Source organism: Streptomyces koelreuteriae (genome assembly GCF_018604545.1).
GTDB lineage: Bacteria > Actinomycetota > Actinomycetes > Streptomycetales > Streptomycetaceae > Streptomyces > Streptomyces koelreuteriae.
This window is the reverse complement of record NZ_CP075896.1, coordinates 2296040-2322799: the sequence shown is the minus strand read 5'-3', so window position 1 is coordinate 2322799 and position 26760 is coordinate 2296040. Positions and strand designations below refer to the sequence as shown.

The 26760-nt window shown below is 71.4% G+C and carries 22 protein-coding genes; 13 read left to right on the top strand and 9 right to left on the bottom strand.

Translation table 11 applies throughout. The features are described from left to right. Positions 1–90: 90 nt before the first annotated feature. The 4 genes from KJK29_RS10100 (at position 91) to serA (ending at position 5416) form a co-directional block, all read left to right on the top strand. On the top strand, positions 91–1941 hold the full coding sequence (locus KJK29_RS10100; protein WP_215118369.1) for an acetolactate synthase large subunit: 1851 nt from the start codon (positions 91–93) through the stop codon (positions 1939–1941). 21 nt (positions 1942–1962) lie between these two features. Continuing rightward, the gene (ilvN, locus tag KJK29_RS10095) at positions 1963–2487 is read left to right on the top strand and encodes an acetolactate synthase small subunit (protein WP_010048631.1); all 525 of its coding nucleotides are present in this window, start codon (positions 1963–1965) and stop codon (positions 2485–2487) included. Between the two features lie 122 nt (positions 2488–2609). After that, positions 2610–3608: a ketol-acid reductoisomerase gene (gene ilvC / locus KJK29_RS10090; RefSeq protein ID WP_215118368.1), complete on the top strand. Its 999-nt coding sequence runs from the start codon at positions 2610–2612 to the stop codon at positions 3606–3608. A gap of 218 nt (positions 3609–3826) precedes the next feature. Then, positions 3827–5416, top strand: a complete 1590-nt coding sequence (serA, locus tag KJK29_RS10085; protein WP_215118367.1) for a phosphoglycerate dehydrogenase — start codon at positions 3827–3829, stop codon at positions 5414–5416. Between the two features lie 7 nt (positions 5417–5423). On the opposite strand, the gene KJK29_RS10080 is transcribed toward serA, so the two are convergent. Then, positions 5424–6965, bottom strand: a complete 1542-nt coding sequence (locus tag KJK29_RS10080; RefSeq protein WP_215118366.1) for an MFS transporter — start codon at positions 6963–6965, stop codon at positions 5424–5426. Positions 6966–7064: 99 nt separating this feature from the next. Between KJK29_RS10080 and KJK29_RS10075 the strand changes: the two genes are divergently transcribed. Then, positions 7065–7649 carry a TetR/AcrR family transcriptional regulator gene (locus KJK29_RS10075; protein ID WP_215118365.1) on the top strand — a complete coding sequence of 195 codons (585 nt, stop codon included), beginning with the start codon at positions 7065–7067 and terminating at the stop codon, positions 7647–7649. On the opposite strand, the gene KJK29_RS10070 is transcribed toward KJK29_RS10075, so the two are convergent. From KJK29_RS10070 to KJK29_RS10045, 6 genes are all read right to left on the bottom strand, one after another. Continuing rightward, complete coding sequence (locus KJK29_RS10070) at positions 7624–8316, bottom strand: ATP-binding cassette domain-containing protein (RefSeq protein WP_215118364.1); 693 nt, start codon at positions 8314–8316, stop codon at positions 7624–7626. The genes KJK29_RS10075 and KJK29_RS10070 overlap by 26 nt on opposite strands. Then, complete coding sequence (locus KJK29_RS10065) at positions 8313–9281, bottom strand: ABC transporter ATP-binding protein (protein ID WP_215118363.1); 969 nt, start codon at positions 9279–9281, stop codon at positions 8313–8315. The genes KJK29_RS10070 and KJK29_RS10065 overlap by 4 nt, the downstream gene beginning before the upstream one ends. Then, complete coding sequence (locus KJK29_RS10060; RefSeq protein WP_215118362.1) at positions 9271–11037, bottom strand: ABC transporter permease subunit; 1767 nt, start codon at positions 11035–11037, stop codon at positions 9271–9273. The genes KJK29_RS10065 and KJK29_RS10060 overlap by 11 nt, the downstream gene beginning before the upstream one ends. After that, positions 11034–12530 carry an ABC transporter substrate-binding protein gene (locus KJK29_RS10055; protein ID WP_215118361.1) on the bottom strand — a complete coding sequence of 499 codons (1497 nt, stop codon included), beginning with the start codon at positions 12528–12530 and terminating at the stop codon, positions 11034–11036. The genes KJK29_RS10060 and KJK29_RS10055 overlap by 4 nt, the downstream gene beginning before the upstream one ends. Positions 12531–12638: 108 nt before the next feature. Continuing rightward, positions 12639–13283, bottom strand: a complete 645-nt coding sequence (locus tag KJK29_RS10050; RefSeq protein ID WP_215118360.1) for an HAD family hydrolase — start codon at positions 13281–13283, stop codon at positions 12639–12641. A 14-nt stretch (positions 13284–13297) separates the two neighbouring features. Next, positions 13298–14737 carry a PucR family transcriptional regulator gene (locus KJK29_RS10045; protein ID WP_215118359.1) on the bottom strand — a complete coding sequence of 480 codons (1440 nt, stop codon included), beginning with the start codon at positions 14735–14737 and terminating at the stop codon, positions 13298–13300. Between the two features lie 191 nt (positions 14738–14928). Here KJK29_RS10045 and KJK29_RS10040 point away from each other — a divergent pair, with 191 nt between their 5' ends. The 4 genes from KJK29_RS10040 to KJK29_RS39160 all read left to right on the top strand — a co-directional run bounded on the left by KJK29_RS10040 (position 14929) and on the right by KJK29_RS39160 (position 18534). Beyond that, complete coding sequence (locus tag KJK29_RS10040) at positions 14929–15855, top strand: proline dehydrogenase family protein (protein WP_215118358.1); 927 nt, start codon at positions 14929–14931, stop codon at positions 15853–15855. A gap of 34 nt (positions 15856–15889) precedes the next feature. Further along, positions 15890–17521 (top strand): L-glutamate gamma-semialdehyde dehydrogenase, encoded by a 1632-nt coding sequence (gene pruA, locus KJK29_RS10035; RefSeq protein ID WP_215118357.1) that lies wholly within the window; start codon positions 15890–15892, stop codon positions 17519–17521. A gap of 92 nt (positions 17522–17613) precedes the next feature. Continuing rightward, on the top strand, positions 17614–18156 hold the full coding sequence (locus KJK29_RS10030) for a GNAT family N-acetyltransferase (RefSeq protein ID WP_215118356.1): 543 nt from the start codon (positions 17614–17616) through the stop codon (positions 18154–18156). Between the two features lie 246 nt (positions 18157–18402). After that, complete coding sequence (locus KJK29_RS39160; protein WP_005479955.1) at positions 18403–18534, top strand: hypothetical protein; 132 nt, start codon at positions 18403–18405, stop codon at positions 18532–18534. 58 nt (positions 18535–18592) lie between these two features. Here the strand turns inward: KJK29_RS39160 and KJK29_RS10025 are convergent, their stop codons facing one another. Next, on the bottom strand, positions 18593–20179 hold the full coding sequence (locus KJK29_RS10025; protein ID WP_215118355.1) for a purple acid phosphatase family protein: 1587 nt from the start codon (positions 20177–20179) through the stop codon (positions 18593–18595). 118 nt (positions 20180–20297) lie between these two features. Here KJK29_RS10025 and KJK29_RS10020 point away from each other — a divergent pair, with 118 nt between their 5' ends. After that, positions 20298–21341: a 3-isopropylmalate dehydrogenase gene (locus tag KJK29_RS10020; RefSeq protein WP_215118354.1), complete on the top strand. Its 1044-nt coding sequence runs from the start codon at positions 20298–20300 to the stop codon at positions 21339–21341. 244 nt (positions 21342–21585) lie between these two features. Beyond that, positions 21586–22674, top strand: a complete 1089-nt coding sequence (locus KJK29_RS10015; protein WP_215118353.1) for a branched-chain amino acid aminotransferase — start codon at positions 21586–21588, stop codon at positions 22672–22674. A 41-nt stretch (positions 22675–22715) separates the two neighbouring features. Here the strand turns inward: KJK29_RS10015 and KJK29_RS10010 are convergent, their stop codons facing one another. Next, complete coding sequence (locus tag KJK29_RS10010) at positions 22716–24167, bottom strand: cytosine permease (protein WP_215118352.1); 1452 nt, start codon at positions 24165–24167, stop codon at positions 22716–22718. Between the two features lie 115 nt (positions 24168–24282). On the opposite strand from KJK29_RS10010, the gene ureA reads away from it, so the two are divergent. Together ureA and KJK29_RS10000 are read left to right on the top strand one after the other, a co-directional pair. Further along, positions 24283–25053: an urease subunit gamma gene (gene ureA, locus KJK29_RS10005; RefSeq protein ID WP_215118351.1), complete on the top strand. Its 771-nt coding sequence runs from the start codon at positions 24283–24285 to the stop codon at positions 25051–25053. Next, on the top strand, positions 25050–26759 hold the full coding sequence (locus KJK29_RS10000) for an urease subunit alpha (protein WP_215118350.1): 1710 nt from the start codon (positions 25050–25052) through the stop codon (positions 26757–26759). The genes ureA and KJK29_RS10000 overlap by 4 nt, the downstream gene beginning before the upstream one ends. The last annotated feature ends 1 nt before the right edge of the window (position 26760 follow it).

Below are 26760 nucleotides of genomic sequence, written 5' to 3'. Positions count from 1 at the left end.
ACGAGGGGTTTTTTGTTGCACAGGCGCCTGACGTGCAGCAGCCGAAAACCGCACGAACCTCGCAAAAAACCCTCAGCATCTGAGAAGAGAATGCCGATGACCGAGCAGGCCACCGGGGCCCACCACCCGCAGCCCCGGCCCCGATCCGGAGGACACTCCGCCCCCGAGCAGGTGACGGGCGCGCAGTCCCTCATCCGCTCTCTCGAGGAGGTCGGCGCCGACACGGTATTCGGCATTCCCGGCGGTGCGATCCTTCCGGCCTACGACCCGCTGATGGACTCCACCAGGGTGCGCCACGTCCTGGTCCGGCACGAGCAGGGCGCCGGTCACGCCGCCACCGGCTACGCGCAGGCCACCGGCAAGGTCGGCGTCTGCATGGCCACCTCGGGGCCCGGCGCGACCAACCTGGTCACCCCGATCGCCGACGCGCACATGGACTCCGTGCCGCTGGTCGCGATCACCGGCCAGGTGGCGTCCAAGGCGATCGGCACGGACGCCTTCCAGGAGGCGGACATCGTCGGCATCACCATGCCGATCACCAAGCACAACTTCCTCGTCACCAAGGCCGAGGACATCCCGCAGATCATCGCGCAGGCCTTCCACATCGCCTCCACCGGCCGCCCCGGACCGGTCCTGGTCGACATCGCCAAGGACGCCCTCCAGGCGAAGACCACCTTCTCCTGGCCGCCCGCCATGGACCTGCCCGGCTACCGCCCGGTGACCAAGCCGCACGCCAAGCAGATCCGCGAGGCAGCCAAGCTGATCACCCAGGCCAGGCGTCCCGTGCTGTACGTCGGCGGCGGCGTGCTCAAGGCCAGGGCCACCGCCGAGCTGAAGGTCCTCGCCGAGCTCACCGGCGCGCCCGTCACCACCACCCTGATGGCGCTCGGCGCGTTCCCCGACGACCACCCCCAGCACCTGGGCATGCCCGGCATGCACGGCTCGGTGGCCGCCGTCACCGGTCTGCAGAAGGCGGACCTGATCGTCGCCCTCGGCGCCCGCTTCGACGACCGCGTCACCGGCAAGCTGGACAGCTTCGCCCCCTTCGCCAAGATCGTCCACGCGGACATCGACCCGGCCGAGATCGGCAAGAACCGCGCCGCCGACGTGCCGATCGTCGGAGACGCCCGCGAGGTCATCGCCGACCTGATCCAGGCCGTCCAGAAGGAGCACAGCGAAGGCCAGCAGGGCGACTACAGCGCCTGGTGGAAGGACCTGAGCCGCTGGCGCGACACCTACCCGCTCGGCTACGACCAGCCCGACGACGGCTCGCTCTCCCCGCAGCACGTCATCCAGCGCATCGGCCAGCTCGCCCCCGAGGGCACGATCTTCGCGGCGGGCGTCGGCCAGCACCAGATGTGGGCCGCCCACTTCATCGAGTACGACAAGCCGGGCACCTGGCTGAACTCCGGCGGCGCCGGAACCATGGGCTACGCCGTCCCCGCCGCCATGGGCGCCAAGGCCGGTGCCCCTGAGCGGGCCGTCTGGGCCATCGACGGCGACGGCTGCTTCCAGATGACCAACCAGGAACTCACCACCTGCGCCCTGAACAACATCCCGATCAAGGTCGCCGTCATCAACAACGGCGCCCTCGGGATGGTCCGCCAGTGGCAGACCCTCTTCTACAACCAGCGGTACTCCAACACGGTCCTGCACTCCGGCCCGGAGGACATCAACCCGCAGGCCCGCGGCACCCGCGTCCCCGACTTCGTGAAGCTGTCGGAGGCCATGGGCTGCTACGCCATCCGCTGCGAGTCCCCGGACGACCTCGACAAGGTCATCGAGGAGGCGAACTCCATCAACGACCGCCCCGTCGTCGTCGACTTCATCGTCCACGAGGACGCGATGGTCTGGCCGATGGTCGCCGCCGGCACCTCCAACGACGAGATCATGGCCGCCCGGGACGTCCGCCCCGACTTCGGCGACAACGAAGACGACTGAGCGAGAGAGACGTAAAAGATCATGTCCAAGCACACGCTCTCCGTCCTGGTGGAGAACACGCCCGGCATCCTCGCCCGGATCGCCGCCCTGTTCTCCCGCCGCGGCTTCAACATCGACTCGCTCGCCGTCGGTGTCACCGAGCACCCCGACATCTCCCGCATCACCATCGTCGTGGGGGTGGAGGACCTGCCGCTGGAGCAGGTGACCAAGCAGCTCAACAAGCTCGTCAACGTGCTCAAGATCGTCGAGCTGGAGCCGTCGCAGGCGGTGCAGCGCGAACTCGTTCTGGTGAAGGTGCGCGCCGACAACGAGACGCGCTCCCAGATCGTCGAGATCGTCCAGCTGTTCCGCGCCAAGACCGTCGACGTCTCCCCGGAGGCCGTCACCATCGAGGCCACCGGATCCGGCGAGAAGCTCTCCGCCATGCTCAAGATGCTGGAGCCGTACGGCATCAAGGAGCTGGTCCAGTCCGGCACGATCGCGATCGGCCGCGGCGCCCGCTCCATCACGGACCGGTCGCTGCGCGCCCTGGACCGGTCGGCGTAATACCTGGGAACGGGCGGTCGGCGCGCCGTCGGCCGCCCGTATTCCGAGACCCTCAGACTTCCCTTCCGCCCTCCGTCATACGGTGGGACGCAACACCTGCACTCCCGAGGAGAGAACCCAAAGTGGCCGAGCTGTTCTACGACGCCGACGCCGACCTGTCCATCATCCAGGGCCGCAAGGTCGCGGTCATCGGGTACGGCAGCCAGGGCCACGCCCACGCGCTGTCGCTCCGTGACTCGGGTGTCGACGTCCGCGTCGGTCTGCACGAGGGCTCCAAGTCCAAGGCCAAGGCCGAGGAGCAGGGCCTGCGCGTGGTGAGCCCGTCGGAGGCCGCCGCCGAGGCCGACGTCATCATGATCCTCGTCCCGGACCCGATCCAGGCCCAGGTCTACGAGGAGCACATCAAGGACAACCTGAACGACGGCGACGCGCTGTTCTTCGGGCACGGCCTGAACATCCGCTTCGACTTCATCAAGCCCCCGGCCGGCGTGGACGTCTGCATGGTCGCCCCGAAGGGCCCGGGCCACCTGGTCCGCCGCCAGTACGAGGAGGGCCGCGGCGTTCCGTGCATCGCCGCCGTCGAGCAGGACGCCACGGGCAACGGCTTCGCGCTGGCCCTGTCGTACGCCAAGGGCATCGGCGGCACCCGCGCCGGCGTCATCAAGACGACCTTCACCGAGGAGACCGAGACCGACCTCTTCGGCGAGCAGGCCGTTCTCTGCGGTGGCACCGCCGCTCTGGTCAAGGCGGGCTTCGAGACCCTGACCGAGGCCGGCTACCAGCCGGAGATCGCCTACTTCGAGTGCCTGCACGAGCTGAAGCTGATCGTGGACCTCATGTACGAGGGCGGCCTGGAGAAGATGCGCTGGTCGATCTCCGAGACCGCCGAGTGGGGCGACTACGTCACCGGCCCGCGGATCATCACGGACGCCACCAAGGCCGAGATGAAGAAGGTCCTCGCCGAGATCCAGGACGGCACCTTCGCCCAGCAGTGGATGGACGAGTACCACGGCGGTCTGAAGAAGTACAACGAGTACAAGACCCAGGACTCCGAGCACCTGCTGGAGACCACCGGCAAGGAGCTGCGCAAGCTCATGAGCTGGGTCGACGAGGAGGCGTGAGCCCCCGGGGCCGGCCGCGGCACCGCTGCCGCGACCGGCCCCTTTCTCGTCCGGGTGATCCTTCCGCACAGGCGTGAGGCGCCCACCGCAGCACCACTACACTGCTGCATATATACGCGTCAGGCTCACAGCGTCGTGCGTCTTCCACGCGGCTAGCCCCTCCACCGCCTGCGGCCGTCGGGACGGCCGTCCGCAGCACTGGACTTGTGAGGACTCACGTGAGCTCGAAACCCGTCGTACTCATCGCTGAAGAGCTGTCGCCCGCAACCGTCGACGCGCTTGGCCCGGACTTCGAGATCCGGCATTGCAACGGCGGGGACCGAGCCGAGCTGCTCCCGGCCATCGCCGATGTCGACGCGATCCTGATCCGTTCGGCCACCAAGGTCGACGCCGAGGCGATCGCCGCGGCGAACAAGCTCAAGGTCGTCGCACGAGCCGGCGTCGGCCTGGACAACGTGGACGTCTCCGCCGCCACCAAGGCCGGCGTGATGGTCGTCAACGCCCCCACCTCGAACATCGTGACCGCCGCCGAGCTGGCCTGCGGTCTGCTGCTCGCCACCGCCCGCAACATTCCGCAGGCCAACGCCGCGCTGAAGAACAGCGAGTGGAAGCGCAGCAAGTACACCGGCGTCGAGCTGGCCGAGAAGACCCTCGGCGTCGTCGGCCTCGGCCGCATCGGTGCCCTCGTCGCCCAGCGCATGTCGGCCTTCGGCATGAAGGTCGTCGCCTACGACCCCTATGTGCAGCCGGCCCGCGCCGCGCAGATGGGCGTCAAGGTGCTGTCGCTGGACGAGCTGCTCGAGGTCTCCGACTTCATCACCGTCCACCTCCCGAAGACGCCCGAGACCCTCGGTCTGATCGGCGACGAGGCACTGCGCAAGGTCAAGCCGAGCGTGCGCATCGTCAACGCCGCGCGCGGCGGGATCGTCGACGAGGAGGCGCTGTACTCCGCCCTCAAGGAGGGCCGGGTCGCCGGTGCCGGTCTCGACGTGTACGCGAAGGAGCCCTGCACGGACTCCCCGCTCTTCGAGTTCGACCAGGTCGTCGCCACCCCGCACCTCGGTGCCTCCACGGACGAGGCGCAGGAGAAGGCCGGTATCGCCGTCGCCCGCTCGGTGCGGCTCGCCCTCGCCGGTGAGCTCGTCCCGGACGCGGTGAACGTGCAGGGCGGTGTCATCGCCGAGGACGTCAAGCCGGGCCTGCCGCTCGCCGAGCGTCTCGGCCGGATCTTCACGGCGCTCGCCGGTGAGGTCGCGGTCCGCCTCGACGTCGAGGTGTACGGCGAGATCACCCAGCACGATGTGAAGGTGCTGGAGCTGTCCGCCCTCAAGGGTGTCTTCGAGGACGTCGTCGACGAGACGGTGTCCTATGTGAACGCCCCGCTGTTCGCGCAGGAGCGCGGGGTCGAGGTGCGCCTGACCACCAGCTCCGAGGCGTCCGAGCACCGCAATGTCGTCACCGTGCGCGGCACCCTCGCCGACGGCGAGGAGGTGTCGGTCTCCGGCACGCTGGCCGGCCCGAAGCACCTCCAGAAGATCGTCGCGGTCGGGGAGTACGACGTCGACCTCGCGCTCGCCGAGCACATGGTCGTGCTGCGGTACGAGGACCGTCCGGGTGTCGTCGGCACCGTGGGCCGCATCCTCGGCGAGGCGGGCATCAACATCGCCGGCATGCAGGTCTCGCGGGCCGCGGTCGGCGGCGAGGCGCTGGCGGTGCTGACCGTGGACGACACGGTGACCGCCGGGGTGCTGGCCGAGGTGGCGGCGGAGATCGGTACGACCTCCGCTCGTTCCGTGAACCTGGTCTGACCTGCCTTCAGACGCCGGACGGGCTGAGCTGATCAGCCCGTCCGGCGTTTTCCTTTTCGGGGACCCGCCGCAGGAGCACCGTGGCGGCCACCGCCGCTCCCACCAGCAGCACCGCGCTGGTGATCGCCGCCGCGTGCATACCGCTGGTGAAGGCCTCGCGGGCCGCCGTCGCCAGGGCGTCTCCCGCGCGCCCCGGCAGCCGGTCGGCGACGGCCAAGGCGCCGCCCAGGGTCTCGCGGGCCGGGGCGGGCGCCGAGGCCGGGATCTCGTGGCGGTAGACGGCCGTACCGATGGAGCCCAGGAACGCCATGCTCAGCGCGCCGCCGAACTCGGTGCCCGTCTCCAGCAGGGACGAGGCCGCGCCCGCCTTCTCCACCGGGGCGGCGTTCAGGGCCAGGTCCGCCACCTGCGACATGACGACGACCACGCCGGAGGCCAGAACGGCGCACGCGGCGAGCAGCAGCCACAGCGAGTCCGTCCCGGCCAGGGCCAGCAGCACATAGCCGCACGCGGTGACCGCGAAGCCTCCGCCGACGACATGCGCGCGGGGAACGCCCCGCTGCACCAACTGCGCGCCGGCCACGGCCGCCAGCCCGATCGGCACCGACGGCAGCAGGCTCCACAGCGCCGCCTCCAGGGGGCCCATGTCCAGGACCGACTGGATGTACTGCGTCGTGAAGTACGCCGAGCCCATCATGCCGAAGGCGGCGACGAGGTTGAGGACGACGGCCGGGCCGAAACCGCGGGCCCGGAACAGCTCCGGTGAGATCAGCGGGGACACCGCCGTGCGCTGGCGGTGGACGAAGAGCGCGGCGAAGACCAGGCCGACGGACACCGACATCGCGTACCGCACGTCCCAGCCCTGCGACGCGAGTTCCTTCAGGCCGTAGATCACGGGGAGCACCGCCGCCATCGACAGCGGAACGCTCAGCCGGTCGAAGCGGCCGGGGTGCGGGTTCCTCGACTCGGGCAGCAGGAAGGGCCCGAGGACCAGGAGCAGTGCCATCGCGGGCAGATTGACCAGGAAGACCGAGCCCCACCAGAAGTGCTCGACCAGCACACCGCTCATCACCGAGCCGAGCGCGATGCCGGCCGTCATCACCCCCGACCACACGCCGATCGCCTTGGTGCGCTGCGCGGGGTCGGTGAACATCGTGCGCACCAGCGCCATCGTCGAGGGCATCAGTGTCGCGCCGCCGATGCCGAGGACCGCCCGGGCGGCGATCAGGGTCTCGGCGCTGTTCGCATAGGCCGCCACCAGGGAGGCCGCGCCGAAGGCGGCGGCGCCGAACAGCAGGAGCCTGCGGCGGCCGATGCGGTCGCCGAGGGAGCCCATGGTCATCAGCAGGCCGGCCAGGACGAAGCCGTAGATGTCGAAGATCCAGAGCTGCTGGGTGGCGCTCGGCTCCAGGTCGGCGCTGATCGCGGGGACCGCGAAGTACAGGACGGAGACGTCCATCGAGACCAGCAGCAACGGCAGCATCAGCACGCCGAGCGCCGTCCATTCACGGCGGCCGGCACGGGCCGGAGGGGTGGGGTTCGTCGTCATGGGCAGGACTGTACGAGCGTCTTAAACGCTTGTCTAGTACGCATGTATAAAACGTACGTCTGGGACGGGTGTATGAATGCCGGGGTAGAGTGGGCTGTCATGGGACACCGTGAGGATCTGCTCGAGGGCGCCAAGCGCTGCCTGTTGGCGAAGGGGTTCATGCGCACGACCGCGCGCGACATCGTCAAGGAGTCGGGGACCAACCTGGCTTCGATCGGCTATCACTACGGCTCGAAGGACGCGCTGGTCGCGGAGGCGTATCTGTCGCTGGTCGGTGAGCTCTCCGACGCCTTCGAGGGGGAGAAGCCCGGGGGGAGCGAGGCCGAGCCCGGCTCGCTGGAGCGGTTCCAGGAGGTGTGGTCCAACATCATCGGGACCATGCGGGGGCCCGGTTCGATGTGGCGCCTCAGCATGGAGATCGTGGCCATGGGGGACCAGCTGCCCGTGGTGCGCGACCATCTGGCGCAACAGCAGCGGGATGCCGAGCGTGCCCTGGTCGCGCTCTTCATGGGGGTCCGTGAGGAGGACATCCCGGACAAGACCCTGGATACGCTCGGCAGGTTCTACACGACGCTGATGACGGGGCTCATCGCACAGTGGAACTTCGACCCCGAGCGTGCGCCGGACGCCGACGCGCTCACCGACGGGCTGCGCCAGGTCATCGAGGCCGCTGACCGGACGTGAGGCGGCCCTCGCGCATCTCGATCACCCGGTCCGCGAAGTGCCGTACGAGCGCTCGGTCGTGGCAGATGAACAGGTAGCCGAGGCCCAGGTCGTCCTGGAGGTCGGCCAGCAGGTTCAGTACGCCCGCCCGCACCGACGGGTCGAGCGACGACACCGGCTCGTCGAGGACCAGCAGGCGTGGTTCGCAGGCCAGGGCGCGGGCGATGCCGGCACGCTGGCACTGGCCGCCGGAGAGTTCGTGCGGCCGGCGGTCGCCGTACGCGGGGTCGAGGCCGACCCGGTCGAGGAGTTCGGCCACCCGGGCGGGCCCGGCCGTGGGGCGCCAGCGGCCCTGGACCTTCAGCGGTTCGGCGACGGCGTCCCGGATGCGGTGGCGGGGGCTCAGCGAGCCGTACGGGTCCTGGAAGACGGGCTGCATACGGGGACGCAGCGGACGCAGTTCGTGTTCCGGGAGGGACGTCAACTCCCGCCCCTCGAAATGGACTTCACCTCCGGCCGGGCGGCGGAGCTGGAGCACCGCGAGGGCCGTGGAGGACTTGCCGCAGCCGGACGGGCCGTTCAGGGCGAGGGTTTCTCCGGGGGCCAGGGAGAAGGAGACGCCGTCCACGGCGGTGACCTGGCCGTAGCGGACGACCAGGTCGCGGACGTCGAGCAGGGGATCGGTCATGCCGGTTGTCCCTCCTTCATGAACAACTCCGTCGCGGGGTGGGGGAGTTCCTCATGGCGATGGCAGGCGACCAGGCGTCCGGCCACCTGCCGGGGCTCCGGTTCCGTCGTGTGGCAGGGGTCCGCGGCGAGCGGGCAGCGCGGGGCGAAGGCGCAGCCCGGCGGGAGCGCGCCCGGGGCGGGCGGGGTGCCGCGCAGGGCGGGCAGGCGGCGGCCCGGGGGAGCGTGCTGCGGGAGGGACGCCAGCAGGCCGGCCGTATAGGGGGCGCGGGGGCGGGCCAGTACCTCTTCCGCCGGGCCGAGTTCGGTGAGGCGGCCGGCGTACATGACCAGCACCCGGTCCGCGTGGGCCGCCACGGCGTCCAGGTCGTGGGTGACCAGGACGAGCGCGGCGCCGACCGCCTCCCGCTGCTCGGCGAGCAGCCGCAGGACCTGGTCGCGGCGCTCCTCGTCGAGGGCGGTGGTGGGCTCGTCGGCGATGACGAGGTCGGGCTCGTTGATCGTGGCCATGGCGATCACGGCGCGCTGTCGCATGCCGCCGGAGTACTCGTGCGGATACGCCCGTGCCGTGCGTGCCGCGTCCGGGATGCCTACGCGGTCCAGGGCCGCGACCGCCCGGGCCCGGGCCTCCTTGCGGGAGGCCCCGGTCACCGACCGTACAGCGGCGGCGAGTTGGTCGCCGACCGGGTGCACGGGGGAGAGGGCGGACAGGGCGTCCTGCGGGACGAGGGAGATACGGCGGCCGCGGTGGGCGGAGAGGTCCGGGGTGATCGTCCCGCCGGTGGTCGCGCCGCGCGGCGTCATGCCGAGGAGCGCGCGGGCCGTGAGGGACTTGCCCGCTCCTGACTCGCCGACGATTCCCAGGACTTCACGCGGCAGCACGTCGAAGGAGAGACCGCGCACGGCCTCGACCCCGTCGAAGGCGATCCGCAGCTCGCGCACGGACAGCAGGGGCTCAGACTCCAACGGGGGCCTCCTTCTTCGCCTTGGTCTCGACGGGCGCCGGGGTGGTTCGCCGTACTCTCCGGCCTTGCGTGAGCGCCGCGCCCGACACGGCGAGGCCCGCCAGCAGGGCCAGGGCCACCGCCGGGGCGAGGGCCGCCCACGGGGCGCGTTCCACATAGGCCCGGGACTCCTCCAGCAGCAGGCCCCACTCGGGGGCGGGCGGCTGGGCGCCGAGGCCCAGGAAGCCGAGGGAGGCCAGGGCCAGGGCGATGCCCGGCAGCCGCAGCAGGGCATGGCGGGCGACCGGGGCGGCGACGGACGGCAGGACATGCCGGGTGAGGATCCAGAACGGGCTTGCGCCGATGGCCCGTTGGGCGGTGAGGAACGCGGACGCCCGCACCTCCTGGACCAGGGCCGCCGCGTGCGCGGACAGGGCGGGCCAGGAGATCAGAGCCACCGCCAGGGCCGCCCCTCCGGTGCCCGGTCCGACGGCCGCCGCGACCAGGATGCCGACGATCACCGGCGGCAGGGCGTTGGCGATGTCCGACGCGCCCGCCGCGAGGCCCGGCGCGAAGCCCAGCACGAGTGCGATCAGCAGGCCCAGCAGACAGACCGCCGTCGCCGTGCCGACCGTCGAGGCGGCGCCGTGACCGAGCCGGGCGAGCACATCACGGCCGAGACCGTCGGTGCCGAGCGGATGTGACCAGGAAGGCGCGGCGAGACGGACGGTGGTGTCCACGGTGTAGGGGTCGCGCAGCAGGCCCCAGCCGATGGTGAGCAGCAGAACGGCGGCCAGGACCACCGGAACGGCCGGGTGCGCGCGGACCGGGCGGGCCGGTGGCAGCGTCAGCCCGGCGTCCCGCAGCGAGGGCCCCAGCAGCCGGTGTCGTACGCCCGCCGCCACCGCGCCCGCGACCAGCCCGAGCAGCAGCAGCGCGAGGACCGAGCCCTGCAGCAGCGGAAGATCCTGCGACCGGGCCGCGCCGAGGGCCGTACGGCCGATGCCCGGCACCGCGAACACCGTCTCCACGGCCACCGCACCACCCGTCAGACCGACGGCGACCATCCCGAACTGCGGTACCAGCGGCGGCAGAACGCGCCGCAGCGCCGCCCCCGCGATCCGCGCCCGGCTCACCCCGGCGCCCCGCCACAGCTCCGCCCACCGCTCGTCGAGCACGGCGGGCAGCGCGTCCGCCACCAGCCGCCCGAGCAGCCCGCCCGCCGGGACGCCCAGGGCGAGCGCGGGCAGCACCAGATACTCGACGCTCTGCCAGCCGGACGTCGGCAGCCATCCGAGCCACACCCCGAACACCAGCAGCGCCACGGTGGCCAGCAGGAACTCGGGTACGGCGGCCAGCATCGCGGCGAACGCCCCGGCCGAGCCCCGCCCGCGCACCAGCACCGGCGTCACCAGCGCGGCGGCCAGCAGGACCGCCACGCCGAGCGCCGCACCCATCAGCCCCAGCGACACCTGGAGCCCGGCGATCACGGAGGGCAGGACGTCGTGGCCCGACACCCAGGAGGTGCCGAAGTCGCCGTGCAGCAGGTCGGCGGCCCACCGGCCGAGCAGGGACAGCGGACCGGCGTCCAGGCCGAGGTCGGCGCGGATCGCGGCCAGGGCCTCCTCGGTCGCCTCCTGCTCGGCCGACCGGGCGCGCAGCACGGTGAGTGCCGGGTCGCGGTGGGAGAGCCAGGGCAGCAGGCCGACGACGGCCAGGACGGCGAGGAGACCGGCGCAGCGGGTCAGCCCGGCCGTGTGCTTCGCGAGGGACTTCACTTGACGTAGGTGTCCGCGGTGACGAGTTCCCGCTCGCGCGGGTCGTGCGCGGCGTTCACGACCCCGGCGGCATCGCCCTGGATCACGCGCTCGTGGAGCATCGGAACGGCCGCGTCCGTGGCCAGGACGGCGGCCTCGGCCTCGGCGATCGCCTTGCGGCGGGCGTCGCCGACCGGGGTGTCGGTGGCCTTCTTCAGGGCCTTGTCGACCTCGGGGTCCTTCAGGTGCGAGAGATTGAAGGTGCCCTGGGAGGCGAAGTCGCTGTAGAGATACGCGGCCGGGTCGCCGGAGTCGAGGACGGTGGCGCGGGAGAGGACGAACGCGTCGAAGCGGCCCGCGAGCGCGTCGGACTCGATGTTGGCGTACTCGCGCACGTCCAGCTTCACCTTGAACCCGGCCTTCTGGAGCTGCTGTTGCAGCGCTGCGGCGGCCTCGGGCATCTCGGAGCGGTCGGTGTACGTGCCGATCGTGACGGTCTTGCCCGCCGGGTCGCCGGGCTCGGCGCGCTCGACCGGGGTGCGCAGCTCGGCAGCCCAGGGGAGGGCGGGCCCGAGCAGGCCCTTCGCGACGTCGGCGCGGCCCTCGTAGACGCCCTTCACGATCGACTCGGCGTCGATCGCCGCCCTGGCCGCGGCGCGGATCGCGGGGTCCTTGAACGCGCCCTTCCCGGTGTTCAGGTAGAGGGTGTTGGTGCGCGGCATCGGGACCTCGGTGACCAGGTCCTGGTCCAGGACGGCGGCCTGCGAGACGGGGATCGCCTCGACGATGTCGGCCTCGCCGCTGCGCAGCGCCGCCGCGCGGGCGGTGCCGTCGGGGACGAACTTCACGTCGATGCCGGGGGATTCGGCCTTGCCGCCCCAGTAGCCGTCGTAGCGGTCGAGGGTGGCGGAGGAGGTGCCGGTGACCTTCGTCAGCTCGAAGGGGCCGGTGCCGGCGCCGACGGGGTTCACGGTCTTTCCCCGGTAGGCCTTCGCCGCGAGGATCGCGAGCTGCGGGGAGCTGAGGCGCTGCGGGACCAGGGGGTCCTCGGTGGCGGTGGTGACGGTGACCTTCTCGCCGTCGGCCTTCGCGGTCAGGTCCACGCCGTCGAGGATGCGGGGCTTGGGGGAGGCGGTGGCGGCCTCGGTGAGGGCCCGGACGACGGCTTCGGGGGTGAGCTTCGTGCCGTCGTGGAAGGTGACGCCGTCGCGGAGGCTGAAGGTCCAGGTGCGGCCGGACTGCTTCCACTCGGTGGCGAGCGCGGGCCGGGCGTCGCCCTCCCGGTCCAGCTTCACCAGCGTCTCGGCGGTCGACCAGCGCGACAGCTTGAACGCGTCGTCGGAGAGCGGGGAGAGGCCGGAGCGGGGTGGCTGGAGCATGGCGACGCGTATGCGCTTGCCTCCCGGCCCGGAGTCGTCCGTGGCCTGCTGGGTGCCGGTGAAGCAGCCGGTGAGCAGGGCGGAAGCGGCCGTGAGGGCGGTGGCGGGAAGCAGGCGGCGAGCGGGCAGGCGCACGGGGCCCTCCGGGTAAAGGGGTGGTCAAGAGAGCGGTTGCGCCGACCTTAGCATTGACAATCGTTTTCAACAATTGACGGTTGGATCACATGCGGGCGGCCGATGTGATCAGGGGCGGGTGAGGACGACCGAGTCGATGGCGGAGGCCGCGTCGGAGCTGGTTCGGGTGGGGCGGAGTGCCGCGTCCGACCAGGCACGGCCCGCCGACACCCAGACACTCGGGACGCCGATGGCCGCCGCGCCGGCGATGTCGGCGTGCGCGGAGTCGCCGATCACCCAGGCGCCGTCGAGGGAGGCGCCGACGGTGGCGGCCGCGGCGTGGAAGATCTCCGGCGCGGGCTTCTTGTGCCCGACCGCCTCGGAGACGACCCAGCCGTGCGTCAGCCCGTCGAGGCCGGTGTTGCGGATCTTCGCCTCCTGTTGCGCGGTACGGCCGTTGGTGACGATGACCAGGGTCCAGCCGGCGGTGGCCGCACGGTCGAGGGCGGTGCGGGTGGAGCCGTCCAGGACGACACGGTCGGCCACGCCCCGGTCGAGCAGGGCGCGGACGGTGTCCTGGCCGATGCCGTACCGGTCGTACAGGGCCCGGGCGACCTCCTGGCGGGGCGTGTATCCGCTCGCGTCGAGGGTCATGACCCACTCGACGTCCTGCGGGGGCAGCCCGTACTCGGCGAGAAACGCCGTCACCGCACCGCGGAACGCCCCGTCCCGGTCGATGAGGGTGTTGTCGAGGTCGAGCAGCAGCAGGGGCATGTCCGGGCCGGTCCTCACAGTCGGTGCGCCTTCAGGGCCATGTGCAGCAGCAGCCGGTCCTCGCCGTCGTCCAGGTCGAGGCCCGTCAGCTTCTCTATCCGGGACAGGCGGTAGTACAGGGTCTGGCGGTGGATGCCCAGTTCGGCGGCGGCCCGGGCGGCCTGCCCGGCGCAGTCGAGGTAGATCTCGGCGGTACGGGCCAGCTCCCGGTGCACCGGGAAGAGCAGGGCGTGTACGGCCGGGTCGTGGGCCACGTCCGGCGGCAGCGCGGTGAGCAGCCGGAACGGCCCGATCTCCGCCCACTGCGCGACCGGCCCGAACCGGGCCTCGGCCAGCGCGGCCCGGGCCGCGGCGGACGCCTCCCACCAGGCGGTGCCGAGCTCTGCGAGGCCTGAGCGAGGGGTGGCGAGGCCGGCGGCGGGGCCGCTTGGACCGTGGGGGGAGGAGCCCGCTTGACGGGACCCGGACCCGGACCCGGGCCTCGATGCCGACCCGGCACCGGCCCCGGACACGGACCCGGGCCTCGATGCCGACCCGGCACCGGACCCCGACCCGGACCCCGACCCGGACCCCGACCCGGACCCCGACCCGGACCCGGACCCCGACCTGGCCCCGGACCCCGAGCCGGACGCGGACCCGGACCCGGACCTCGGCGCCGACCCGGACCTCGACCCGGACCCGCCGGAGGCAGCGCCACCGCCCGCCCGCTCCAGCAGCCGTGCCGCCGCCGTTGTCGCCGGAGTCAGTACGTCCGCCGAGCGCAGGCGGATCAGCAGGGCCACGCACTGGGACGCGGCGCCCCACGGCAGGGTGCACAGGGCCGTCGCGCCCGGCATCGTGCGGACCGAGGGCGCGTCGTCGGGGTCGGTCGAGGGCCAGGGAGCCACACAGATCACCGTGTGCAGACCGTCGGCGCGGGGGCCGAGGGCGGTGCGGAGTTCCGCTATGGCCATGTCGCGCTGCCAGTCGCGTTCCGCCGTGAGGACGGCGCGCAGCTCGCGGCTGAGGTCGGCACCGTGCTGGGCCTCGTCCGCGAGCAGCGCCCCGATCCGGGTCGTGACCTGCATGGCGGCGGAGAGCTGGCGTTCGCTCGGGCCGGGATCGTCGTCCAGGAGCCAGACATAGCCGTGGACGACGCCCCGGTGACGGACCGGGAGGCAGATCCGGCCCCGGTTCACCCCCGCCTCCGGCGTCGGCGGGATCCGCACCGGGCCCGTCGCACGCGTGATGCCGAAGCCCTCGAACCACGCCCGCACGGCAGCCGTCGAACGGCGGGTCAGGATCGAGCGGGTGCGCACCGGATCCAGGGCCGACGGATCGAGGTCGCCCTCACTGTCGTACGCCCCGAAGGTGATCAGCTCGAAGTCCCGGTTCTCCAGCGTCGCGGGCGCGCCGAGCAGCTCCGAGATCTCGTCGACCAGCTCCTCGTAGTCGCCCCGGTGTTCCGACGTCATGCGGGCATTGTCCCCCACGGGCCACAAGCCTTCATACATCTGTCTGAGATCTGCGGCACGGATGCGTGACAGCTGTCGATGGTCGACGATCGAGGGGATCCCTAGGTTTCACGGTGGTTCTCCGCGCCGTACCCGAAGCGTCATCCGCCTGAGGTTCGGCCATCCGTTTGGTTGTGCTCTGGAGGTGCCCCGTGCTGGGTCCCGTGATTCTCGCCGCGTCTCGCAGCGACCGGATGCGACGTCTGATCTCGGCGGCCCCGGTGACCAAGCAGGTCGTCGACCGCTTCATCCCGGGCGAAGGCGTCGACGACATCGTCCCGGTGGTCCAGGGCCTCGCCGGCCGGGGTCTGGAGCTGACGATGGACGTCGTCGGCGAGGACATCACCAACCCCGCGCAGGCCGCCGCCGCCCGGGACGCCTACCTGGAGCTGATCGACCGCCTCAAGCCGCTGGAGCTCGGCACCCGCGCCGAGATGTCGGTGAAGCTGTCGATGTTCGGGCAGGCGCTGGAGGACGGCCACGAGCTGGCCCTGAAGAACGTCCGCCCGGTCGTCGAGGCCGCCGCCGAGATCGGCACCACGGTCACCCTCGACGCCGAGGACCACACCACCCTCGACTCGATGTTCGCCATCCACGAGGAGCTGCGGAAGGACTTCCCCCAGACCGGCTGCGTCATCCAGGCCTACCTCTTCCGCACCGAGGCCGACGCCCGCCGCCTCGCCGCGAACGGCAGCCGGGTGCGCCTGGTCAAGGGCGCCTACAAGGAGCCCGCCTCCGTCGCGTACCAGGACAAGCACGAGATCGATCGGGCGTACGTACGGATTCTCGGTACGTTGATGGAGGGGACGGGGTACCCGATGATCGGGTCCCACGACCCGCGCCTGATCGCCATCGGCCAGGAGCTCGCGCACCGCGCCGGGCGCAAACTGGACGAGTACGAGTTCCAGATGCTCTACGGCATCCGCGGCGACGAGCAGACCCGCCTCGCCGCCGAGGGCCACCGCATGCGCGTGTACACCGCCTACGGCACCGACTGGTACGGCTACTTCATGCGCCGGCTCGCCGAGAAACCGGCCAACCTGCGGTTCTTCGCACGATCGATGCTCACCAAGGGCTGACCGACACACCGCTCAGTAAGGAGTTTGGGAAAACATGGACGCTGTGACCCAGGTCCCCACCCCCGTCAACGAGCCGGTGCACGGCTACGCCCCCGGCTCGCCCGAGCGTGCCCGGCTGGAGGCCAGGCTGAAGGAGCTGGCCGACAACCCCGTCGACCTGCCCTGCACCATCGGCGGCGAGAAGCGGATGGGCGGCGGCGAGGCCTTCCAGGTCGTCCAGCCGCACAACCACCAGGCCGTGCTGGGCACGTACCGCAACGCCACGCAGGCCGACGCCCAGGACGCCATCGACGCGGCCCTGGCCGCCGCGCCCGCCTGGCGCGCGATGTCCTTCGACGACCGCGCCGCGATCATCCTGCGCGCCGCCGAGCTGCTGTCCGGCCCCTGGCGCGAGACGCTCGCCGCCTCCACCATGCTCGGCCAGTCCAAGACCGCGCAGCAGGCCGAGATCGACACGCCCTGTGAGCTGATCGACTTCTGGCGCTTCAACGTCGCCTACGCCCGCAACCTGCTCGCCGAGCAGCCCCCGGCGAACTCCCCGGGCGTGTGGAACCGTCTGGACCACCGCCCGCTGGAGGGCTTCGTCTACGCGGTCACGCCCTTCAACTTCACCGCCATCGCGGGCAACCTCCCGACGGCCCCCGCCCTGATGGGCAACGTCGTCGTCTGGAAGCCGTCCCCGACGCAGACCCACGCCGCCGTGCTGCTCATGCAGCTGCTGGAGGAGGCCGGTCTGCCCAAGGGCGTCATCAACCTCGTCACCGGCGACGGCATCGAGGTCTCGAAGGTCGCCCTGGAGCACCGCGACCTCGCGGGCATCCACTTCACCGGGTCGACCCCCACCTTCCAGTACCTGTGGAAGACGGTCGGCAACAACATCGAGAAGTACCGCACCTACCCGCGTCTGGTCGGCGAGACCGGCGGCAAGGACTTCCTCGTCGCCCACCCCTCGGCCGACCCGGCGATCCTGAAGACGGCCTTCACCCGGGGTGCCTTCGAGTTCCAGGGCCAGAAGTGCAGCGCCACCTCCCGCGCGTACATCCCCGCCTCGATCTGGAACGCGGGCTTCAAGGAGGAGCTGGCCGCCGAGGTCGACGGCATCAAGATGGGTGACGTCACCGACCTGTCGAACTTCATCGGCGCCGTCATCGACGAGCGTGCCTTCGCCAAGAACAAGGCCGCCATCGACCGCGCCAAGGAGGACGCCACCTGCACGATCGTCGCGGGCGGCACCTACGACGACTCCGAGGGCTACTTCGTCCGGCCGACCGTCATCGAGTGCACCGACCCGGAGAACGAGGTCTTCCGCACCGAGTACTTCGGCCCGATCATCGCCGTGCACGTCTACGAGGACGACCGCTACGACGAGATGCTGACCCAGATGGAGTCCGTCTCCGACTACGCCCTGACCGGCTCGGTCATCGCGAACGACCGCGCGGCGGCGGCCTACACGGCCGACAAGCTCCGCTACGCGGCCGGCAACTTCTACATCAACGACAAGTCGACCGGTGCCGTCGTCGGCCAGCAGCCCTTCGGCGGCGGCCGTGCCTCCGGCACCAACGACAAGGCCGGTGCCCCGCAGAACCTGATGCGCTGGACCCTGACCCGCGCCATCAAGGAGACGCTGGTCCCGCCGACCGACTACACCTACCCGCACATGGGCTGAGCCCTCGCGGAACCGACGGGCCGGGTCGTCCGACCCGGCCCGTCGGCGTATATCCGGTCGAGAGCCTCCCGGCCCCTTCCCATACTGGGCCGATGACCATCCGCGTGCGCACCGCTCACACCGCCGACCTCGCCCCCGCCGAACTGGCCGCCGTACGGGCCCTCCTGGACGCCGCCTTCGAGGGCGACTTCGGCGACGACGACTGGGACCACGGCCTCGGCGGCATGCACGCCCTCGTGCACGACGACTCCGGTCTCGCCGCGCACGGGGCGGTCGTGATGCGCCGGGTGGGGCACCGCGGGCGCTGGCTGCGCGCCGGGTACGTCGAGAACGTCGCCGTCCGCTCCGACGCCCGCCGCCGCGGCCTCGGCGGGCGGATCATGGGCGAGCTGGAACGCGTCGTCGAGCGGGCCTACGACCTCGGCGCGCTGTCCGCCAGCGACGACGGCGCCCGGCTCTACACCTCCCGCGGCTGGCGGCTGTGGAGCGGTGAGGTGCACGCCCTCAGCCCGCGGGAGGGCGACATCCGCCTGCCGGACGAAGAGGACAGCACCTATGTCCGCCCGGCCCTCGCCGGTGCGCTCGACCCCGCGCACGCGCTGCTCTTCGACTGGCGCGACGGAGACGTGCTCTAGGAATCACCGCAGCTCAGCGCAGTGTGACGCAGTCCACCGTCTCAGATAGTAGGAAGTCCGAGTAATTGTGGAGACAGACGCTCCGGCCTCCCTTAGTTTTGTAGGAGCCGAACGTCTCGCTCGACCAAGCGAATGGCGGTCGTGAGCCGGGCCCCGTGCAGGCAACCCCTGCGGCACCGCTCCCCGCCCCCTCCGGCGTCTCCCATCACTCTGTGCGCTCCATGCTGTCGAAGGAGTCGATTTCCCATGGCCGAGACGACCGTCCGCCGCCGAGTCCGTCACGTTTCCCGGACGACCGAGTCCGACCGCAAGAACGCCGCCGCCGCGCTCCAGCGCGCCCTCGACCGCAGGGACAACGGCGGATCCACCGGCCACTGAGCCGCACCGGAGCCGCTGACAGGACCGGGAGCCGCCCGACGAGGCGCGGTGCGGGGCCTCACGCCCCGCGCCGCACCTCGAAATGGTCGATCCGCTCACCGCTCGACGCCAGCGCCGACACCTTCAGCTTCGGCGCGGCGCCGCTCTCCGCCTCCACCGAGAGGAACGAGAACCCGCGGTAGCGCACCCGCGACCACTCCACCGACTCGCCCTTCGTGTCCTGGGACTTGGTCCACCGGAACGTGGCGACCGCGTCATGGTCGGCGGTGTTCCCCTCGTAGCTCTCCTTCACCCCGTCGGGGAAGCCGTACAGCTCCTTGCCGCCGCCGCCCGCGGTGACGTAGACGATCCCGTCCCGCCTCGGGTCCGTCGTCCCGCCGACCGGCACCGGCCTGCCCACCTCGCCGTTCTTGATCGCGTCGGTCCGCTCGTACACGTGGTTGTGCCCGTTGATCACCAGGTCCACCTCGTGCTTCGCGAACAGCGGCAGCCACTCGGCGCGCACCCCGCCGTCGGAGGCGTGCGTGGACGTCGAGTACGCGCAGTGGTGGAAGTAGACGACGATGAAGTCCACGTCCTTCGCGGCCCTCAGCTCACCGAGCTTCTTCTCCAGCCACTTCGTCTGCCGCCCCTCCGTGTAGCCGAAGTTGGCGGGGATCTCGTACGACACGTCGTTCGCGTCCAGCGCGACCACGCCGACGTTGCCGTACGTGAAGGCGTACACGCCCGGTGCCGTACGCGCGTCGAAGCCGCTGTCCGGCAGGGAGAAGCGGGCGAGCTGGCCGCCGTAGCCGTCCGGCGAGTACCAGGCCTCCATGTCGTGGTTGCCGGTCGTCACCATCCACGGCACCGACCGGGCGACCGGCTCGGTCTGCTTGAGGAACCGGTCCCACTGCCCGGCGTCGAAGACGTCCGACTCCTTGCCCTTGCCGGTCGGATCGGCGTAGCAGATGTCACCGGCGTGGAGGTGGAAGGCGGGGCTCTGCCGCAGCAGCAGACGGTCGTTGAGCGCCGCCTCCTCGCCGACGCCCTGATCGCCGAACGCGGTGAACACGAACCGCTCGGGCGGGCTCGCGGGCGCCGTGCGGAAGGAGGCGATGGTGGACCGGCGGTCGGGGGAGGCGGGGTCGAAGCCTTCATGGCCGACGCCGTAGTAGTACGTCGTGCCGGGCCGCAGCCCGTCCAGCGCCGCGTGCAGGTAGTACTGGTCGACCGCCGCCCGTACGCCCTTCAGCTCCGGGGTGTGCAGATCGCGCAGCTCAGCTTCCACCTTGCGGCCGAGGTCGTCGGGGCGCAGGCCGACCCGGATGTACGGCTTCCGCACCGCGAGCGGCACCTGCCAGGAGATCCGCATCTGGGACTTCGGGTCGGCGCCGAAGGCGAGATGGCGGCCGAAGGGGGGGACGAAGGAGCCGGGGGCCTTCGACGTGCTCGGCGACGGGTCCCCGGTCGCCGTGGCGCCCCCGGATCCGGATCCGGACCCCGAGCCCGAGCCCGAGCAGCCGGTCAGCAGCCCGCTCGCCACCGCGCCGGCCGTCACCAGCGTGCGCCGCCGCGACAGCCGCGTCCGCAGATACTCGTGCTGTTCCGCCATGCTCATCCGGTCCGCGAGCCGCCGGGGAATGCCGAAGTCGGGAGTCTCCATGGGAGTCAACTTCCCAGCAAGGCCCAACACCGGTCTGACATACGGGTGAACGAGGGGCGACGTGTCCGTATCGCGGACACTGCGTGTCATCCCATGGGACGAGGAGTAGGGTGCCCGCATGTCTCGCAGCATCAATCTCGCAGTGATCCCCGGTGACGGAATCGGCCAGGAGGTCGTGACCGAAGGGCTGAAGGTCCTCTCCGCCGTCCTTCCGCAGGATGTGAAGCTGGAGACCAAGGAGTACGACTTCGGCGCGCGGCGCTACCACGCCACCGGTGAGACCCTCACCGACGCCGACCTAGACGCCCTCAAGAAGCACGACGCCATCCTCCTCGGCGCCATCGGAGACCCGAGCGTGCCGTCCGGCATCCTGGAGCGCGGCTTCCTGCTCAAGCTCCGCTTCGCCTTCGACCACCACGTCAACCTGCGCCCGTCGAAGCTGCTCCCGGGTGTCGCCACCCCGCTGGCCGGCGAGCCGGAGATCGACTTCGTGGTGGTCCGCGAGGGCACCGAGGGCCCGTACACCGGCAACGGCGGCACGATCCGCAAGGGCACCGAGCACGAGGTCGCCACCGAGGTCTCCGTGAACACGGCCTTCGGTGTCGAGCGCGTGGTCCGCGACGCCTTCGCGCGTGCCCAGGCCCGTCCGCGCAAGAAGCTGGCGCTGATCCACAAGAACAACGTGCTGACCTTCGCGGGTCACCTGTGGACGAACATCTTCAACAAGGTGGCCGAGGAGTTCCCCGAGGTCACCACCGAGTACATGCACGTGGACGCGGCGACGATCTACCTCGTCACGCAGCCCGAGCGCTTCGACGTCGTCGTCACGGACAACCTCTTCGGCGACATCGTCACCGACCTCGCCGCGGCCGTCTCCGGCGGCATCGGCGTGGCCGCCTCCGGCAACATCAACCCGTCCGGAGACTTCCCGTCCATGTTCGAGCCCGTGCACGGCTCGGCCCCGGACATCGCAGGCCAGGGCAAGGCCGACCCGACCGCCACGGTGCTGTCCGTCGCCCTGCTCCTGCGCCACCTCGGCCACGAGGCCGAGGCCGACCGTATCGACGAGGCGGTCGCCGCCGACCTCTCCGAGCGGAAGGGCAAGCCCGCCCGCTCCACCACGGAGATCGGCGATGCGCTCGCCGTACGAGTAGCCGGCTGACCCGCCGCTGCTTTTCACGAAGCCGCCGGGTCGCATCCGCACCCGGCGGCTTTCGCATGTTCCCCGCCGGGTGCCACCATCGACCACCGGGTCGCATTCACCCCGTTCCTTCCTCCGCCGCCCACGGGCGATAATCGAACGCGAGGCCGCGGAATGAGGGAATGCTCGGACGTCCTAGCACTGGTCACATTCAGAGCAGTACCGAGCGCGGCCCGTCACTACAACCGGTGAAGGACATCAACCCATGACGACGCCCACGATCGAGCTCAAGCCCTCCGCCAACCCGCTCTCCGACGCAGAGCGCGAGGCGATCCTGGCCAACCCCGGGTTCGGCCGCCACTTCACCGACCACATGGTGACGATCAAGTGGACGGAAGGCCGCGGCTGGCACGACGGACAGCTCGTGCCGTACGCGCCGATCTCCCTCGACCCCGCCACCACGGTCCTGCACTACGCCCAGGAGATCTTCGAGGGGCTGAAGGCCTACCGGCGCCCCGACGGCTCGGTCGCCACGTTCCGGCCCGAGAAGAACGCCGAGCGTTTCCAGCGGTCCGCGCGCCGGCTCGCCATGCCCGAGCTGCCGGTCGAGACGTTCATCGAGGCGTGCGACGCGCTGGTGAAGCAGGACAAGGCGTGGGTTCCGGCGCACGGTGGCGAGGAGTCCCTGTACCTCCGTCCGTTCATGATCGCGACCGAGGTCGGGCTGGGCGTGAAGCCGGCCAACGAGTACCTGTTCCTGGTCATCGCCTCCCCGGCCGGGGCGTACTTCCCCGGCGGCGTGAAGCCGGTCTCCATCTGGGTCTCCGAGGACCGGGTGCGTGCCGTGCCCGGCGGCATGGGCGACGCGAAGACGGGCGGCAACTATGCCGCGTCCCTGCTCGCGCAGGCCGAGGCCGCGACGAAGGGCTGCGACCAGGTCTGCTACCTCGACGCCGTCGAGCACACCTGGGTCGAGGAGCTGGGCGGGATGAACCTGTACTTCGTGTACGGGGACAGGATCGTCACGCCCTCGTTGACCGGGTCGATCCTGGAGGGCGTCACGCGGGACTCCCTGCTCGCCGTCGCCCGTGACCTCGGGTACAAGGCCGAGGAGGGCCGGGTTTCGGTCGACCAGTGGCAGCGGGACTCGGAGAGCGGGGCGCTGACCGAGGTGTTCGCCTGCGGTACGGCGGCTGTGATCACTCCGGTCGGTACGGTGAAGAGGGCCGGGGCGGAGTGGAAGCAGAGCGGGGGAGAGCCGGGCGAGGTCACGCTCCGGCTCCGCCAGGCTCTGCTGGACATTCAGCGGGGTACGGCTCCTGACGCGCACGGTTGGATGCACCCGCTGGGCTGAGTGGCCCTGGCCCCCGGGGGCTCCGCCCCCGGACCCCCGGCCTATGCCCACCCGCCGCCCGAAGCGGTTGGGCTGGAAGCCCGACTTGCCTCATCGGCCCCGCGCTCCACCGAAACCGAGCCCGGGGCCGAGAGCACATAAGCCACCCCGCCCACCAGCCCCGACAGCAGAAAACTGCAGTCCACCCCGCCGGTCAGCGACAGCAGTGGCCCCTCGTACGACGGCAAGGACACCGCCAGGACGCCCACGCCCGCTCCCGCGGCCCAGGAGAGTGTCGCCGGGACGTTCCAGCCCGCGCGGTACCAGTAGGCGCCGCCCCGCGCCCGGCGGTTGAATACCTGGAGGGCCTCCGCGTCGTACGCCCCGCCGCAGCGGGCGAAGCCGATGAGGGTGATGACCGCCCAGGGCGTGCCGATCGCGGTCAGCAGCAGCACGAAGGACGTCATCGCGTTCTGCGCGGTCGAGTGGTAGTGCCCGGCGAAGACGCAGGCCGTGGCCACGACGGCGACCGTGTACGTGGCCGTGGCGCGGGAGGCGCGCGGCAGGATCGCGTCCAGGTCGAGGCCCATCGAGTACAGCATCAGGCCCGCGTTGCCGACCGACCCGGCGGAGGCCGCGAGGAGCAGCGGGACGAGGTACCAGGCCGGGGCGGCGGCGACCAGCGGGCCCGCGTAGTCGAGAGCGGCTCCGGCCGCGTACGCCGTGAAGGTGCCGAAGAGTTGCGGCACCAGCAGGCCCAGCGTCAGCCCGAGCCAGGTCGCGTGCAGCACCCGGCGTGAGGAGTGGCGGGTCGGGGAGATGTAGCGGGTGTAGTCGCCGAGCAGCGTGATGAACGCGATCGGCCCGGACAGTCCGGCCGCCACGGCCGCGAGCAGCCAGGTCGGCCAGAAGCCGTCCAGCAGATAGCCACCGGCCTCCGGCAGCGCGGCGGTGGTGAAGCCGGGGGCGTAGGCCGCCACGCCGAGCACGAGCAGGGCCGTCATACCGAACGCCAGCACCCGGGACATCGCGAGCAGCACCCGGTAGCCGTACACCGCGCCCGCGACGGTGCCCGCGGCGAGCAGCCCGTAGACGATGCCGTACGACACCCCGCCCTGCGGCAGCCCGGCCAGCCGGCCCAGCGCGCCCACCATCACGTCCCCGCCGATCCACACGGTCAGCGCGGTGTAGCCGAGGGCCAGCAGCAGCCCGACCACCGAGCCGACCAGCCGGCCGCGCACGCCGAACTGGGCGCCGGAGGAGGTCGACAGGTTGGTGCCCGTGCGCAGTGAGACCAGCGCCAGCGGAGCCGTGAACACCACGCCCGCCACCGTGCCCGCGAGCACCGCGCTGACCGAGCCCCACCAGTCCAGGCCGAAGGACGGCGGCAGCCAGCCGAAGACGATCACGCCCAGGCAGAGGTTGGAGCCGAGCAGGATCGAGACGAGGTCGCGTGGCCCGCTGGTGCGCTCCTCCTCGGGGATGGTGTCGACTCCGCGCTGTTCGATCGGCATGCTGGTCTCCCTTGGTTAGAGCGACGTTCAATGTGATGTGTGCATCGCCTCACCGTCAACCTTTCGGACAGGGGGATTTCATGTTTAGAGTGATGCTCTAAATGGAGGGAGTGACATGCGGCTGACCCCGACCGAACGCGACCGGCTGCTGCTCTTCGGCGCCGCCGAACTCGCCCGCGCCCGAAGGGCCAGGGGGCTGAGGCTCAACGTCCCCGAGGCGACCGCGCTCATCGCCGACACGGTGTGCGAGGCCGCCCGGGACGGCAAGCGGCTCGCGGAGGCCGTCGAGGCCGCACGGTCCGTGCTCGGGCCCGGCGATGTGCTGCCCGGTGTCGCCGACGTCGTCACCGAGGTGCATGTCGAGGCGGTCTTCGACGACGGTTCGCGGCTCGCGGTCGTCTCCGACCCCATCGGCGGCGGATCGGGGCCGGCCGCGCCGGGCGCGCTGCTGCCAGGACCCGAGTACGCCGAGCCCGAGCCGGCCGCGCGGCTGACGGTCACCAATACCGCGACGGTGCCGGTCTCCGTCACCTCCCACTTCCACTTCTTCGAGGCGAACCCGCGCCTCGACTTCGACCGCGGGCGGGCCTACGGCATGCGACTCGCCGTGCCCGCCGGGTCCACCGTGCGGTTCGGGCCGGGGGAGAGCGTCGAGGTCGGGCTGGTGCCCATGGGCGGCGACCGGATCGCGATCGGGTTCGCCGGCCTGGTGGACGGGCCGCTGGATGCGCCGGGCGCCCGAGAGGAGGCCCTGCGCCGTGCCGCCGCTTGCGGCTACCTGGGCGTGCCGGATCTGCCCGGTGGCGTACCGGGCCCGCCCGACGACGGCGTACCGAACCCGCCCGATGGCATATCGGACACCGCTGATCAGGAGGTCGAGCGATGAGCCGCCCAGGAGGGCACCCCGCCGAGGCCCGCCGCCTCACCCCGTACGAGTACGCCGCCGCTCATGGTCCCCGGGCGGGTGACCGCATCCGGTTGGGGGACTCCGGCCTGACCATCAGGGTCGAGTCCGACTCCCAGCGCTACGGGGACGAATTCCTCGCCGGGTTCGGCAAGACCGCCCGTGACGGGCTGCATCTCAAGGCCGCCGCCGTCCGGGAGACCTGTGACGTCGTCGTCAGCAATGTCGTCGTGATCGACGCCGTGCAGGGCATCCGGAAGGTCTCCATCGGGATCAGGGAGGGCCGGATCTGCTCGATCGGGCGGGCCGGGAACCCCGACACCCTCGACGGGGTCGACGTCGTCGTCGGCACCGGTACGTCGATCGTCTCCGGTGAGGGCCTCATCGCCACGGCCGGGTCCGTCGACACGCACGTGCACCTGCTGTCGCCGCGTGTCATGGAGGCCTCGCTCGCCTCCGGCGTGACCACGATCATCGGGCAGGAGTTCGGCCCGGTGTGGGGCGTCGGCGTCAACTCGCCCTGGGCGCTGCGGCACGCGTTCAACGCGTTCGACGCCTGGCCGGTCAACATCGGCTTTCTGGGCCGGGGTTCGTCGTCCGACCCGGCCCCACTGGTGGAGGCCCTCGCCGAGGGCGGCGCCTCCGGCTTCAAGGTGCACGAGGACATGGGCGCCCACACCCGCGCCCTGGACACCGCCCTGCGCGTCGCCGAGGAGCACGATGTCCAAGTGGCCCTGCACAGCGACGGGTTGAACGAGTGTCTGTCCGTCGAGGACACCCTGCGCGTCCTGGAGGGGCGGACCATCCACGCCTTCCACATCGAGGGCTGCGGCGGCGGACACGTCCCCAACGTCCTGAAGATGGCGGGCGTGCCGAACGTCATCGGCTCCTCCACCAACCCCACCCTGCCCTTCGGCCGGGACGCCGTCGCCGAGCACTACGGGATGATCGTCTCCGTCCACGACCTCAAGACCGACCTGCCCGGCGACGCCGCCATGGCCCGCGACCGCATCCGCGCCGGCACCATGGGCGCCGAGGACGTCCTGCACGACCTGGGCGCGATCGGCATCACCTCGTCGGACGCGCAGGGCATGGGACGCGCGGGCGAGACGGTCCGCCGCACCTTCGCCATGGCCGGGAAGATGAAGTCCGAGTTCGGCGCCCCGGACGACCACGACAACGAACGCGTCCTGCGCTACATGGCCAAGCTGACCATCAACCCGGCCCTCGCGCACGGCCTCGCGCACGAGGTGGGGTCGCTGGAGCCCGGCAAGCTCGCCGACATCGTGCTGTGGCGCCCGGAGTACTTCGGCGCCAAGCCGCAGCTGGTGCTGAAGTCCGGCTTCCCGGCGTACGGCGTGACCGGCGACCCGAACGCGGCGACCGACACCTGCGAACCCCTGGTGCTGGGACCGCAGTTCGGCGCGCACGGGGCGACACCGGCCGACATCTCGGTGGTGTTCGTCGCGCAGGCCGCCCTGGACCAGGGGAGCGACACGATGCCGACCCGCCGCCGCAGGGTCGCCGTGCGCGGCACCCGCGGGATCGGCCCGGCCGACCTGCGCCACAACTCCCGTACCGGAGCGGTCGACGTCGACCAGCGCACCGGCCTGGTCACCCTCGACGGCGAGCCCCTGCGTTCGGATCCCGCCGACTCGGTCTCCCTCAACCGCCTGTACTTCCTCTGAG

Bases quoted from the DNA above. Each gene is read 5' to 3' on its own strand.
- KJK29_RS10100 (WP_215118369.1), top strand. From the start codon at position 91: ATGCCGATGACCGAGCAGGCCACCGGGGCCCACCACCCGCAGCCCCGG.
- ilvN (WP_010048631.1), top strand. From the start codon at position 1,963: ATGTCCAAGCACACGCTCTCCGTCCTGGTGGAGAACACGCCCGGCATC.
- KJK29_RS10080 (WP_215118366.1), bottom strand. From the start codon at position 6,965: ATGACGACGAACCCCACCCCTCCGGCCCGTGCCGGCCGCCGTGAATGG.
- KJK29_RS10075 (WP_215118365.1), top strand. From the start codon at position 7,065: ATGGGACACCGTGAGGATCTGCTCGAGGGCGCCAAGCGCTGCCTGTTG.
- KJK29_RS10070 (WP_215118364.1), bottom strand. From the start codon at position 8,316: ATGACCGATCCCCTGCTCGACGTCCGCGACCTGGTCGTCCGCTACGGC.
- KJK29_RS10050 (WP_215118360.1), bottom strand. From the start codon at position 13,283: ATGCCCCTGCTGCTGCTCGACCTCGACAACACCCTCATCGACCGGGAC.
- KJK29_RS10045 (WP_215118359.1), bottom strand. From the start codon at position 14,737: ATGACGTCGGAACACCGGGGCGACTACGAGGAGCTGGTCGACGAGATC.
- pruA (WP_215118357.1), top strand. From the start codon at position 15,890: ATGGACGCTGTGACCCAGGTCCCCACCCCCGTCAACGAGCCGGTGCAC.
- KJK29_RS10030 (WP_215118356.1), top strand. From the start codon at position 17,614: ATGACCATCCGCGTGCGCACCGCTCACACCGCCGACCTCGCCCCCGCC.
- KJK29_RS39160 (WP_005479955.1), top strand. From the start codon at position 18,403: ATGGCCGAGACGACCGTCCGCCGCCGAGTCCGTCACGTTTCCCGGACG.
- KJK29_RS10025 (WP_215118355.1), bottom strand. From the start codon at position 20,179: ATGGAGACTCCCGACTTCGGCATTCCCCGGCGGCTCGCGGACCGGATG.
- KJK29_RS10020 (WP_215118354.1), top strand. From the start codon at position 20,298: ATGTCTCGCAGCATCAATCTCGCAGTGATCCCCGGTGACGGAATCGGC.
- KJK29_RS10015 (WP_215118353.1), top strand. From the start codon at position 21,586: ATGACGACGCCCACGATCGAGCTCAAGCCCTCCGCCAACCCGCTCTCC.
- KJK29_RS10010 (WP_215118352.1), bottom strand. From the start codon at position 24,167: ATGCCGATCGAACAGCGCGGAGTCGACACCATCCCCGAGGAGGAGCGC.
- ureA (WP_215118351.1), top strand. From the start codon at position 24,283: ATGCGGCTGACCCCGACCGAACGCGACCGGCTGCTGCTCTTCGGCGCC.
- KJK29_RS10000 (WP_215118350.1), top strand. From the start codon at position 25,050: ATGAGCCGCCCAGGAGGGCACCCCGCCGAGGCCCGCCGCCTCACCCCG.